The organism is Klenkia taihuensis (assembly GCF_900112525.1).
Classification (GTDB): domain Bacteria; phylum Actinomycetota; class Actinomycetes; order Mycobacteriales; family Geodermatophilaceae; genus Klenkia; species Klenkia taihuensis.
This window is the reverse complement of the sequence record NZ_FOMD01000001.1, coordinates 621,098-632,977: the sequence shown is the minus strand read 5'-3', so window position 1 is coordinate 632,977 and position 11,880 is coordinate 621,098. Positions and strand designations below refer to the sequence as shown.

General features: G+C 75.7%; 13 protein-coding genes. 3 read left to right on the top strand and 10 right to left on the bottom strand.

The genetic code is table 11. The features are described 5' to 3' along the window. Positions 1-30 precede the first annotated feature (30 nt). Positions 31-789 carry a helical backbone metal receptor gene (locus BM158_RS03130; RefSeq protein ID WP_091554616.1) on the top strand — a complete coding sequence of 253 codons (759 nt, stop codon included), beginning with the start codon at positions 31-33 and terminating at the stop codon, positions 787-789. On the opposite strand, the gene BM158_RS03125 is transcribed toward BM158_RS03130, so the two are convergent. From BM158_RS03125 to BM158_RS03105, 5 genes are all read right to left on the bottom strand, one after another. After that, positions 765-1,391 (bottom strand): response regulator, encoded by a 627-nt coding sequence (locus tag BM158_RS03125; RefSeq protein WP_268247902.1) that lies wholly within the window; start codon positions 1,389-1,391, stop codon positions 765-767. The genes BM158_RS03130 and BM158_RS03125 overlap by 25 nt on opposite strands. Then, positions 1,384-2,628, bottom strand: a complete 1,245-nt coding sequence (locus tag BM158_RS03120; RefSeq protein ID WP_207506127.1) for a sensor histidine kinase — start codon at positions 2,626-2,628, stop codon at positions 1,384-1,386. The genes BM158_RS03125 and BM158_RS03120 overlap by 8 nt, the downstream gene beginning before the upstream one ends. Before the next feature lie 16 nt (positions 2,629-2,644). Continuing rightward, positions 2,645-3,409, bottom strand: a complete 765-nt coding sequence (locus tag BM158_RS03115) for an ABC transporter permease (protein ID WP_091554614.1) — start codon at positions 3,407-3,409, stop codon at positions 2,645-2,647. Further along, positions 3,406-4,320 carry an ABC transporter ATP-binding protein gene (locus BM158_RS03110; protein WP_091554612.1) on the bottom strand — a complete coding sequence of 305 codons (915 nt, stop codon included), beginning with the start codon at positions 4,318-4,320 and terminating at the stop codon, positions 3,406-3,408. Before BM158_RS03110 ends, BM158_RS03115 begins: the two co-directional genes overlap by 4 nt. Before the next feature lie 79 nt (positions 4,321-4,399). After that, positions 4,400-4,846, bottom strand: a complete 447-nt coding sequence (locus tag BM158_RS03105) for a DUF4396 domain-containing protein (RefSeq protein WP_091554611.1) — start codon at positions 4,844-4,846, stop codon at positions 4,400-4,402. Positions 4,847-4,990: 144 nt separating this feature from the next. Between BM158_RS03105 and qcrB the strand changes: the two genes are divergently transcribed. Beyond that, a complete protein-coding gene (gene qcrB, locus BM158_RS03100; protein ID WP_091554609.1) occupies positions 4,991-6,634 on the top strand; it encodes a cytochrome bc1 complex cytochrome b subunit in 1,644 nt (547 codons plus the stop codon). 50 nt (positions 6,635-6,684) lie between these two features. Beyond that, positions 6,685-7,827, top strand: coding sequence for a thiolase family protein (locus BM158_RS03095; RefSeq protein WP_091554608.1), 1,143 nt, complete (start codon positions 6,685-6,687; stop codon positions 7,825-7,827). A 16-nt stretch (positions 7,828-7,843) separates the two neighbouring features. On the opposite strand, the gene BM158_RS03090 is transcribed toward BM158_RS03095, so the two are convergent. The 5 genes from BM158_RS03090 to BM158_RS03070 all read right to left on the bottom strand — a co-directional run bounded on the left by BM158_RS03090 (position 7,844) and on the right by BM158_RS03070 (position 11,861). Next, positions 7,844-8,509: an acVLRF1 family peptidyl-tRNA hydrolase gene (locus BM158_RS03090; protein ID WP_091554606.1), complete on the bottom strand. Its 666-nt coding sequence runs from the start codon at positions 8,507-8,509 to the stop codon at positions 7,844-7,846. Positions 8,510-8,528: 19 nt separating this feature from the next. Next, positions 8,529-9,344 carry an EAL domain-containing protein gene (locus tag BM158_RS03085; protein WP_165628819.1) on the bottom strand — a complete coding sequence of 272 codons (816 nt, stop codon included), beginning with the start codon at positions 9,342-9,344 and terminating at the stop codon, positions 8,529-8,531. Between the two features lie 85 nt (positions 9,345-9,429). Beyond that, positions 9,430-9,864: a rhodanese-like domain-containing protein gene (locus tag BM158_RS03080; RefSeq protein ID WP_191328567.1), complete on the bottom strand. Its 435-nt coding sequence runs from the start codon at positions 9,862-9,864 to the stop codon at positions 9,430-9,432. Then, positions 9,861-10,421, bottom strand: a complete 561-nt coding sequence (locus BM158_RS03075) for a cysteine dioxygenase (protein ID WP_268247903.1) — start codon at positions 10,419-10,421, stop codon at positions 9,861-9,863. The genes BM158_RS03080 and BM158_RS03075 overlap by 4 nt, the downstream gene beginning before the upstream one ends. 225 nt (positions 10,422-10,646) lie before the next feature. Next, positions 10,647-11,861, bottom strand: coding sequence for an MFS transporter (locus tag BM158_RS03070; protein WP_091554602.1), 1,215 nt, complete (start codon positions 11,859-11,861; stop codon positions 10,647-10,649). Positions 11,862-11,880 lie beyond the last annotated feature (19 nt).

The window sequence follows — 11,880 nt, the reverse complement described above, 5'->3', positions numbered from 1 at the left end:
GGCGACCCAAGTACCCGCACGCCCGCTGACGTGCCACTCGACGACCTGGGGCACCCCGTCCCCCTCCCGCGCCCGCCGCGCAGGGTGGTCTCCCTCGTCCCGTCGCTGACCGAGGCGCTGGCGGTCAGCGTCCCGGACCGGCTCGTGGGGGCGACCGACTGGTGCACCCACCCGGCCGGCCTCGACGTCCCCCGGGTGCGGGGCACGAAGAACCCCTCCCGGGCCGCCATCGGGGACCTGGCGCCGGACCTGGTGGTGGCCAACCAGGAGGAGAACCGCGAGCTCGACGTGCGCCGACTCCGGGAGGCCGGGATCCCGGTCTGGGTGACCCGGATCGAGACCCTGGACGACGCCTTCGCCTCGATGCGGCGGCTGTTCGGCGACGTCCTGCAGGTCAGCACCCCGGACTGGCTGGCCGACGCCGAGCAGGCCTGGGCCGAGCCGCCCGAGCCCGGCCCGCGGGTGGCCGTGGCGATCTGGCGCGACCCGTGGATGTGGGTGGGCGCCCGCACCTTCACCGGCGACCTGCTCGCCCGGCTGGGCTGCACCAACGCCGTCACCGCCGAGCGCTACCCGGTGGCCGACCCCGCCGAGGTCGACGCCGAGCTGGTGCTGCTCCCCGACGAGCCCTACGTCTTCACCGCCCACGACGGCCCCGAGGCCTTCCCCGGCCGGGCCACCGCGCTGGTCAGCGGCCGGCAGCTCACCTGGTACGGCCCCTCCCTGACCACCGCCCGCGCCGACCTCCTGGCCGCCGTCGCGGGTCAGGGCAGGATGCCGCGCTCGTAGGCGGTGGCCACGGCCGCGGCGCGGTCGGCGGCGCCGAGCTTGCCGAACACGTGCCCGAGGTGGGTCTTCACGGTCGCCTCGCTGACGAACAGCGACGCCGCGATCGCCCGGTTCGGGGTGCCCTGGGCCACCAGCCGCAGCACCGCCAGCTCCCGGTCGGTCAGCCCGCCGTCGGCGTCCCCGCGCAGCCGGGACACCACCTGGGTGGCCACCGCCGGGGAGAGCACCGACTCCCCCGCCGCCGCGGCCCGCAGCGCCGCGACCAGCTGCTCGGCCGGGGTGTCCTTGAGGACGTAGCCGGTGGCGCCGGCCTCCAGCGCGGCGGCGACGTCCCGGCCGGTGGCGAAGGTCGAGAGCACCAGCACGCGCACCGGGTCCCCGCGCAGCGCGGCGATCGCGTCCAGGCCGTCGCCGCCGGGCATCCGCAGGTCCAGCAGCAGCACGTCGGGCCGGGTCGCCCGCACCACGGCCAGCGCCTCGACCCCGTCGGCGGCCTCCCCGACCACCTCGACCCCCGGGACGGCGGCGAGCATGCCGCGCAGCCCGTCCCGCACGACGGGGTGGTCGTCGGCGAGCACCACCCGCACCGGCGCGTCAGCCACGGGGCACCGGTACCCGCAGCGAGACCGCCGTGCCCGCGCCGGGCTCGGACTCCAGCACCAGCTCCCCGCCCACCCGGTCGGCCCGCTGCCGCATGCCGCGCAGCCCGAACCGGGCGCCGTCGGCGACCGGGCCGGCGAAGCCCACGCCGTCGTCGCGGACGTCGAGCACCACCTCGTCGGGCATGAAGGACAGCGTCAGGCCCACCCGCCGGGCCCGGGCGTGCCGGTCGACGTTGGCCAGCGCCTCCCCCGCCACCCGCAGCAGGGTGGCCTCGACCTCGGCCGGCACCGCCCGCGGCTCGCCGGTCACCACGACCTCCAGCGGCGACCCGGTGCGCGCGGTCCACTCCGCGGCCAGCCGCTCGATCGCCGCGGGCGCCTGCGCGCCGTCCAGCTCGGCGGGCAGCAGGCCCGCCACGGACCGCCGCGCCTCGACCAGCGCCCCGCGGGCCAGCTCGGTGGCCCGGCCGACCCGCTCCCGGACGGCGGCCGGGGCGTCGTCGGGCCCGACGGCCTGCAGCTGGGTGACCACCCCGACCAGGCTCTGCGCGATGGTGTCGTGGATCTCCAGCGCCAGCCGCTCCCGCTCCTCGTGCACCCCGGCGTCGCGGGCCCGCTGCACCAGCTCGGTCTGCAGGTCGGCGTTCTCCGCCAGCGCCTCGGCCAGCCGGGCGTTGGTGCGCTCCAGCTCGGTGATGGTGGCCAGCCGCTGCGCGGTCAGCTGGTTCTCGTCGAGCTCCATGCGGACGAAGAACCCGGCCAGGCCGCCGTTGAGGGCGAGCAGGCCGGCGAAGACGAACGCCTGGGTGAGGGTCTGCGGCGGCAGCCCGCCGGACTGCGAGCCGGCCATGGTGACCGCGGTGACCAGCACGACCGGGGTGACCCAGGGGCGGCGCACGTGCTCGAAGGCGTCGAAGTAGCCGACGAAGGCGAACAGCGCGAAGAACGGGTTCACCCAGGTCAGCACGAAGGCCAGCGCCGTCCGGCCGGTCACGTAGGCCGCGCTGACGCGGTCGGGCCCCGGGCTGGTCGCCCCCCACCGCCGGTCGACGGCGAACCGGTGGGCCAGCGCGATGACCGCGGCGCCGGCCAGCAGCAGCGTCCAGGCCACCGGTCCGGCGCCGAACAGCGGCATGGTGCCCGCCGAGACCACGGTGGCCAGCGCCAGCAGCAGGTAGGGCCCGCGGCGGAGCAGGGCACGCCAGCGCAGCTCGATGCTGCTGCCGAGGTCGGTCACCGGGCCTCCCTGCGCGTCACTGCCACCGGAAGCATCGCACCGCCAGGGCGGTCAGCCCCACCGCCCAGGCGGCCACCACCAGCAGGTGCACCGCGTCCGGCCACACCCCGGCCTGGGCCTGCTCGAGCGCCAGCGCCGCCGCGCCGAGCGGGGTGGCCGCCACGACGTCGCGCAGCGCACCGCCCATGCCGCTGACCGGGAACCAGACCCCGGCGGTGAACATCAGCGGGAAGAACACCGCCGTCCCCAGCGCCGCGGCGATCCGCACCGACGGCGCGGTGCCGGCCACCAGGCCGCCGACGGCGAGCACCGCGACGAGCGCGAGCAGGTAGGCCAGTGCCCAGCCGGCGAGCTGGGCCGGCAGCGGGACGCCGAGCACCAGCCGGCCGTAGGCCAGCACGAGCACCACCGACACCGCGACCGCCGTGCCGTGCAGCACCAGCTGGGCGCCGAGCACGTGCCCGGCGCGCGCCGGGGTGGTCGCGGTGCGGCGCAGGATCCGCTGCTCGCGGTAGGTGGCGACCACCGTCGGCAGCGCCATCGCCCCGGCCATGATCGCGGCCAGCAGGCAGGACACCGGCACGTACAGCTCGACGAAGCTGCGCCCGCCGAGGTCGTCGGTGGACCCGGTCATCCCCGGCACCAGACCGAGGACGACCAGCAGCAGGGTGGGGAACGCGAGCACCCAGAACAGCGAGCCCGGCTCGCGCAGGAACAGCCGGGTCTCCGCGGTCAGCACGGCGCGGCCCGGCCGGGCGCGGCGGACGGCGGGGGCGCTCACGCGGTCGCCTCCGCGGCGGACCGGACGAGCTCCAGGTACGCCTCGTCCAGGGTGCTGGCCGCGACCCGCAGGCCCGCCGGCTCGGCACCGTGCGCGGTGAGCGCCCGCAGCACCGCGCGCACGCCGTCGTCGGACCCGGTCACCTCGACCCGGTCGCCGGCGCGGCGCACCGAGGCCACGCCCGGCAGCCCGTCCAGCGCACCCGGCGGCAACGCGGCGGTGGGGACGAAGGTCATCGTGGTGGCGGCGGACCGCCCGGCCACGACCTCGTCCGGGGTGCCCTCGGCGACCACCCGGCCACCGGCCACCACCGTGATCCGGTCGCACAGCTGCTGTGCCTCCTCCATCAGGTGGGTGACCAGCACGACCGTCGTCCCCCGGTCCCGGACGTCGCGGACCAGGTCCCAGGTCTGCCGGCGGGCCTCGGGGTCCAGGCCGGTGGTCAGCTCGTCGAGCACCACGGCGCGGGGCCGGCCGACCAGCGCGGTCGCGATGGCCAGCCGTTGCTGCTGGCCGCCGGACAGCTTCGCGTAGCGGGTGCCGGCGACCGGTCCCAGACCGAGCCGGTCGACCAGCTCGTCGGGGTCGTCCGGGTCGTCGTGGCAGGCGGCCACCAGCTGCACCGCCTCGCGGGCGGTGAGCTTGGCCGGCAGCCCCGAGCTCTGCAGCTGCACGCCCAGCAGCCGGGTCACCGCGACGCGGTCCCGCCAGGGCACGTGCCCGGCCAGGGTCACGGTGCCGGCGTCGGGGCGGGTCAGGCCGGCCACGCACTCGACGGTGGTGGTCTTGCCCGCCCCGTTGGGGCCCAGGACGCCGACCACCTGACCCTCGTCGACGTCCAGGTCCAGCGAGTCCACCGCGACCGTGCGGCCGTAGGTCTTGCGCAGTCCGCGCACCTCGATCAACGCCATGGCCCGACCCTGGCGGGGCGGGCCCGCCGGCGGCATCCACCGACCGGCTGCACCTGCCTCCACCGATCGGTGCGGCGGCTCAGCCCTGGTGGATCGCGTGCACCACCGCGTGGCCCTTGCCGCGGGAGATCAGCCACCGGTTGACCGGCCAGGCCACCAGGAACGCGATGCCCAGGGACAGGGCGAGGGTCCACCAGAAGAGGGACGTGGTCAGCCCGGCGGCCAGCGCGCCCGGGATGAGCGCGATGAACCCGTTGTCCACGACCTCCATGGTGGCGATGGAGACGGTGTCGGAGGCGAAGGCCACCCGCACCGCCCGGTCGAACGGCAGCCCGGCGCGCAGCACCCCGCGCACGGTGAGGGCGTAGCCGAACAGGAAGGCCAGCAGCAGGCTGACCACGATCGTCGTCCCGTTGCCCCAGCCGAAGGCGGCGGCGAGCACCATCCCCGCGACCTCTCCCGCGGCGCAGCCGGTCAGGCAGTGCCGGGTGGCCTGGGCGGCGGTGCGCCAGCTCGTCGGTTGCACGGGTCAACACTGCCCTGCGGGCCGGGCACCCGCACCCGCTCGTGTGGCGACATCGCGGAACGGGGTCGTACGGTTCTCCCAGCCGACGTCGAGACGATGGTGAGCCGGCCCGCACGCGGTGGACCTCCACCGCCAGGAGCCCCGATGCCCGCCCACACCCCTGCCGCCGACCGCTCCGCGCCGCGTACCCGGATCGGCCGCGCCGCCGCCGAGGTCGACGACCGGCTGCTGGTCGCCGGCCCGCTGCGCCGCACCCTGAACAAGGTCTTCCCCGACCACTGGTCGTTCCTGCTGGGCGAGATCGCGCTCTACGCGTTCGTCGTCCTGCTGCTGTCGGGGGTGTTCCTGACGTTCTTCTACGAGCCGTCGCTGATGGAGACCACCTACCAGGGCATCTACGCCCCGCTGCGCGGGGTCGAGATGTCCCGGGCCTACGAGTCCTCGCTGGACCTCAGCTTCGACGTCCGGGGCGGGTTGTTCATCCGCCAGCTGCACCACTGGGCCGCCCTGCTGTTCGTGGCCGCGATCGTGGTCCACCTGCTGCGGATCTTCTTCACCGGCGCGTTCCGGCGGCCGCGGGAGACGAACTGGTACATCGGGGTGGCACTGCTGCTGCTCGCCCTGGTCATGGGGTTCACCGGCTACTCGCTGCCCGACGACCTGCTCTCGGGCACCGGCCTGCGGATCGCGTCGGCGATCATCCTGAGCATCCCGGTCATCGGGACGTGGGCGCACTGGGCGGTCTTCGACGGCGACTTCCCCGGCGACCAGATCATGGGACGGCTCTACGTCGTCCACGTGCTGCTCGTGCCCGCGATCCTGCTGGCCCTCATCGCACTGCACCTGCTGATCCTGGTCAAGCAGAAGCACACCCAGTTCCCGGGCCCGGGCCGGACCGAGCACGACGTGGTGGGCAACCGGCTGTTCCCGGCCTTCGCCGGCAAGGCCACCGCCCTGTTCTTCCTGGTCTTCGGGCTCTGCGCCGCGCTCGGCGGGCTGGTGCAGATCAACCCGGTCTGGCTGTGGGGCCCCTACGACCCGGCGAAGGTCTCGGCCGGGTCGCAGCCGGACTGGTACATCGGCTGGCTGGACGGCGCGACCCGGCTGTTCCCCTCGTGGGACCTGGTCCTGCCCGGCGACTACCAGGTGCCCGCGCTGTTCTGGCCCAGCGTCGGGCTGGCCGGGCTGGTGTTCGCCGTGCTGGCGCTCTACCCCGTCATCGAGCGGCGGATGACCGGCGACACGGCTTCCGACCACCTCCTGCAGCGCCCCCGCGACGTGCCGGTGCGCACGTCGGTCGGGGCGATGGCGCTCGCCTTCTACCTGGTGCTGCTGGTCTCCGGCGGCAACGACCTGATCGCGGACAAGTTCGACATCAGCCTCAACGCGATGACCTGGGCCGGCCGGATCGGCCTGGTGGTCGTCCCGCCGATCGCCTACGCCGTGGCCTACCGGGTCTGCCTGGGCCTGCAGGACCACGACCGCGAGGTCCTCGAGCACGGCATCGAGACCGGCGTGCTGCGCCGGCTGCCCGGCGGCGAGTACCTGGAGGTGCACCAGCCGCTGGGCCCGGTCGACGCGCACGGCCACGGGGAGCTCACCTACGGCGGCGCGCCGGTGCCGCGGCGGATGAACCAGGTCGGCGGCGCCCGGCGGGCGGTGAAGGGCTTCTTCCGGCCGATCGAGGAGCCCGTGCGGGTGCAGCGGGAGGCCGAGCAGGGGGCGCGCGGGGACCAGGCGGTCACCAGCGCCCCGGAGGCCCGCGAACAGCGCTACAGTCAGAGCTGACCGTTCCAGCGCCGGCAGTGGGGCCGGCGCTCCACGAGAGGAGTCGCCGGATGCGCGACGCAGTCATCGTCGAGGCCGTGCGCACCCCGGTCGGGAAGCGCAACGGCGGCCTGTCCGGCGTCCACCCGGCCGACCTGTCCGCGCACGTGCTGCAGAGCCTGGTGGGCCGCGCGGGCCTGGACCCCGCGCTGGTCGACGACGTGGTCTGGGGCTGCGTCTCGCAGAGCGGCGAGCAGACGTTCGACATCGCCCGCACCGCGGTGCTGGCCGCCGGCTGGCCCGAGTCGGTCCCCGGCACCACCGTCGACCGGCAGTGCGGCTCCTCCCAGCAGGCGGTGCACTTCGCCGCCGCCGGCCTGGTCGCCGGGCACTACGACGTCGTCGTCGCCGGCGGCATCGAGTCGATGTCGCGGGTGCCGATGGGCTCCTCCCGCGGCAGCCAGGACCCGATGGGCCCGCAGTTCATGGCCCGCTACGACGGCGTGAGCCCCAACCAGGGCATCGGCGCGGAGATGATCGCCCAGCGCTGGGGCCTGTCGCGCACCCAGCTCGACGAGTTCGCGCTGCGCTCGCACGAGCGCGCCGCAGCCGCCCAGGACGAGGGCCGCTTCGACGCCCAGATCGCCCCGGTCGACGCCCCGGAGGGGCGGGTCACCGCCGACGAGGGCGTCCGCCGCGGCGGCACCGTCGAGGCGCTGGCCGGGCTGAAGACCCCGTTCCAGGCCGACGGCGTGGTCAGCGCCGGCAACGCCAGCCAGATCTCCGACGGCTCGGCCGCGCTGCTCATGATGACCGGCGAGAAGGCCACCGAGCTGGGCATGACGCCGATCGCCCGGGTGCACAGCGTGGCGCTGGCCGCCGACGACCCGGTCATCATGCTCACCGCGCCCATCCCGGCCACCAAGAAGGTGCTCGACCGCTCCGGCCTGCGGCTGGACGAGATCGGCGTGTTCGAGGTCAACGAGGCCTTCGCCTCGGTGCCGCTGGCGTGGCTGGCCGACATCGGCGCCGACGAGAAGGCGCTCAACCCGGTCGGCGGGGCCATCGCCCTGGGTCACCCGCTGGGCGCCTCGGGCGCCCGCATCATGACCACGATGGTCCACCACATGCGCGACAACGGGATCCGCTACGGCCTGCAGACCATGTGCGAGGGCGGCGGCCAGGCCAACGCCACCATCCTCGAGCTGCTGTGACCACGCGTCCTCGGCCCTAGCCCACGCCGGGGTCGAGGACGCGCACCCGGACGGCGCGGAACCGGTCCGGCGTGGCGAGCAGCTCCTGCTTGGTGGGGTCGCCGACGTCGACGGGCTCCAGCCGGCGCAGCGCGGTCAGCGGGGCGAGCCGGCGGTCGGCCAGGACGTCGTCCACGAGCCCGCGGTCGCCGCCGGTGACCAGCGCCGCGCAGGACCCGGCGTGCGGGAGCAGCACCCGGACGGCGGTCTCCACCGCGTGGTCGACGACGGCGCCGGTCTGGTTGCCCCGGCGGCGGGCGAAGCGCTGCTGCGACCAGCCGCCGGCGGCGGTGCGGCCCTGCACCTGCCGGGCGTCGACCTTGGAGACCACCAGGTCGCCGCCGTCGAACACGCCGACCGCCCAGCGGCCCCGGCGCACCAGCAGGACCGCGACCCGGTGCGCCGAGCGGGCCGCGGCGCCCAGCCGGGTCAGCGCGGCGGGGCCGGGGCCGTCCCAGCCGAAGGGCGGCACCAGGCGCAGCACCGCGCCGTCGGCGCAGGTCACGGTCACGCCCTCGTCGTCGGCGGCCACGTCGGCGAAGGACCCGTGCCGCGTGGCGGCGTTGTCCAGCCAGCGCTCGACCCGGGCGGGGGGCACCAGCACCAGCCGGCCGCCCCCGGCGGCGGGTCGGGACCGGGTCACCGGGCCCACCCTGCCAGGGTCAGGCGGCGAGCGCGGAGACCCGCTGCCGCCACCAGGCGGCGAACGCCGGTGCGGGCAGCGCGCGGGAGTACAGCCAGCCCTGGGCGTGCGGGACGCCGAGGTCGGCGACCAGCTCGCGGTGCGCGGGGGTCTCGATGCCCTCGGCGGTGACCTCCACCCCGACCGCGGCGGCCAGTGCGACCACCCCGGCGAGCACCCGGCGGGCGTCGGGGGCGCGCAGGGCGGCCGTGCGGTGCGGGCCGGGCAGCAGGGACCGGTCGGCCTTGAGCACGCCGAAGGGCAGCCGGCCGAGCAGGCCGACGCCGGCGTGGCCGGCGCCGAAGTCGTCGAGGGCCAGGGTGATGTCGGCGTCGGCGAGCGCCTGCACCGCGGTGAGCCGTTCCGGGGTCAGGGTCAGCTCGTCGTGCTCCACGACCTCGAGCATCAACCGGCCGGGCAGCACCCCGGCGTGCTCGCAGGCGCGCTGCACGGTGGTCAGCAGCTCGGGCGAGTGCAGGCTGGTGCGGCCCAGGTTGACGCCCACCCGGTGCACCCGGACGCCCGCGGCGTCCCAGGTGGCCAGCTGGCGCAGCGCCAGGTCGAGGACGGCGGCGTCCAGGCGCAGGCCCAGGCCGGCGCGCTCGGCCACCGGGACGAAGGTGTCCGGGGACAGCAGGCCCAGCCGGGGGTGGCACCAGCGCACCAGCGCCTCGGCCCCGAGCGGGTCGCCGTCGGCGATGCTCACGACCGGCTGGAAGTGGACCTCGAGCAGCCCGGTACCGGGCACGCCCGCGAGGGCACCGCGCAGCTCACCCGCCAGGTTCGAGGTCGTCACGGACGCATTGTCGAACGGTGCCGTCCGGAACTGCAGCCTGAACCCGGGAACTCCCCCGCACGAGGGGGCAGGAGGTCACTGTGGGTCAGGACACTCCGTGACCCGGCACGTGCGGCAGGCCAGCGGCCACCCAGGCGTGGAACCCGCCCACCACGTCGGTGGCGGTGGACAGCCCGATCGAGCGCAGGGCGTCGGCGGCCAGGCTGGAGGTGTAGCCCTCCGAGCAGAGCACCACGACGTCGACGTCGTAGCCGGTGGCCTCGGGCAGCCGGGCGTCGCTGGTGGGGTCGAACCGCCACTCCAGCACGTTGCGCTCGACGACCAGCGCGCCGGCCACCCAGCCCTCCCGGTACCGCTGGGCGGCGGGGCGGATGTCGACCAGCAGCGCACCGGCGGCGATGCGCGCGGCGGCCTGCAGCGGCGCGACGCGCTGGATGCGGGCCCGGGCGGCGGCGAGCAGGTCGTCGACCGACACCGCCCCGGCCGGGCGGCTGCGGGCGGGCTCGAGGAGGGCGGTCACCAGTCCACCCCGGCGCGCTCGGTGCCGGTGCGGACCAGCCGGCCGCCCTCGATCCGGTAGGTGTTCATCAGCGTCAGCCGCGGGGCGTACACGTGCACGCTCACCGCCGGCTCGTGGAGCGTGTTGACCACCTGGTGCACGTAGTGCGAGCCGAAGAAGCGCACCCGGCCCGCGGCCAGGTCCGCGGTGCTCTGCCGCGCGGCCGTGCCGGTGCCACGGGCGACCACGCGCTCGGTCAGCGTGCCGCGGGCGACGGCGAAGGCGCCGGCGGAGGCGCCGTGGTCGTGCAGCGGGGTGCCCTGGCCGGGCAGCCAGGACAGCAGCCAGATCTGGGCGTCGCGCAGCTCGGCGTGCAGCGAGGGGTCCAGGGCGGGGACGACGTCGGCGGGGTCGAGCAGCGCGGTCCAGCGGGACTGCTCGCGGTACTCGACGCGGTCGGCCCACAGGTCGGTGCGGATGGCGAGGGCCACGGCGAGGGCGGCGGCCCCGGCGGGGGCGTCGGCCGGGGTCTGCGGCGCGGGGGTGGTCAGGGCGGTGGGCAGCACGGTGCTGGTCACAGAGGTGTCTCCGGGTGGGGGCGCAGCGGGGCACGACGGTCCGCGCGGCGGGGTGACGGGGGTCGGGGCTGGGGTGCGGTCAGCTGCCCGGACACAGCGCGCTGGCGACACGCAGCAGGTCCACGGCGGACCTCCGGTGCAGCTCGAGCGAGTACGTCACGCGGAAGAGGACACCACACCGGGGACGCCGGTGCAAGCATCCGCACCGGTTTGGTGCACTTTGTCTCAGCGGGCGAGCGCGGGGTCGCCGGCGTGCTCGGCGGGGACGACCAGCAGCCGCTGGAAGACCGCCACGACCAGCCCGGCCGCCGCGGCGGCGACGGTGGCCACCGAGAAGGCCGCGTTCGCCCCGACCACGTCGACGACCTTGCCGGCCACCGAGGCCCCGAGCGCGACGCCGATCGCCAGCGCGGTGCCGATCCAGGTGAAGGCCTCGGTGACCACCGCCCGGGGCACCAGCACCTCGGCCAGGGTGAACGCGCTGATCAGCGACGGCGAGACGGCCAGCCCGGCCAGCACGACGAACGGGATCATCAGCCACAGCCCGCCCACCACCAGCAGCGGCAGGCTGGTGAGCACGAACAGCCCGAGGACGGCGAGCAGCCGGCGGCGCACCGGGGATCGGAAGTGCACGGTGCCCCAGCCGATCCCCGACACCATGGACCCGATGGCCAGCGCGGCGATGAGCACGCCCGAGTAGGACTTGGCGCCCACCTCGTCGGCGAAGGCGACCAGCGCGATCTCCAGCGTGCCGAGCATGGTGCCCACGGCCAGGCCGACGACGAAGAGCACCCGCAGCCCGGCGGTGCGCATCGCCGAGGGACCCTGCCGGGACTCGTGGCCGTGCGCCGGCGGCTCGGTGCGGCCCTGCGCGGCGAAGGCGAGGCTGCCGACGACGGCGAGGGTGAACGCGGTGACCACGCCGGAGGTCGTGTGCCCGGTGGTGGACAGGAACGTGACGAGCACCGGGCCGACGATGAACACGAACTCGTCGACCACCGACTCCATCGCCAGCGCGGTGGGCAGCCGCGGCGTGCCGCGCAGCAGGTGGGTCCAGCGCACCCGGATCATCGACCCCACCGGCGGGATGCAGGCCCCGGCCAGGGCGCCGGTGGCGAACACGACCCACAGCGGCCAGCCCTCGCGCACCGAGAACAGGAAGCCGAAGCCGGCCAGCACGAAGACCACGAGCACCGGCAGCAGCACCCGGCGCTGGCCGAGGGTGTCGGCCAGCCGGCCCAGGACCGGGCCGCTGATCGCGGTGGCCACCGCACCGGCCGCGGCCACACCGCCGCCCAGGGCGTACGAGCCGGTGTAGTCCTGCACCAGCAGCACGCTGCCCAGCCCGATCATCGACAGCGGCAGGCGCCCGATGAACGCCGCCGCCACCATCGGCAGCACGTGCGGCGTGCGCAGCACGTGCAGGTACGGGTTGGGCACGGGGAGGTGGCCTCCGGCG

Coding starts and splice junctions, on each gene's coding strand:
- BM158_RS03110 (WP_091554612.1), bottom strand. CDS start 4,320: ATGGCGTTGATCGAGGTGCGCGGACTGCGCAAGACCTACGGCCGCACG.
- qcrB (WP_091554609.1), top strand. CDS start 4,991: ATGCCCGCCCACACCCCTGCCGCCGACCGCTCCGCGCCGCGTACCCGG.
- BM158_RS03095 (WP_091554608.1), top strand. CDS start 6,685: ATGCGCGACGCAGTCATCGTCGAGGCCGTGCGCACCCCGGTCGGGAAG.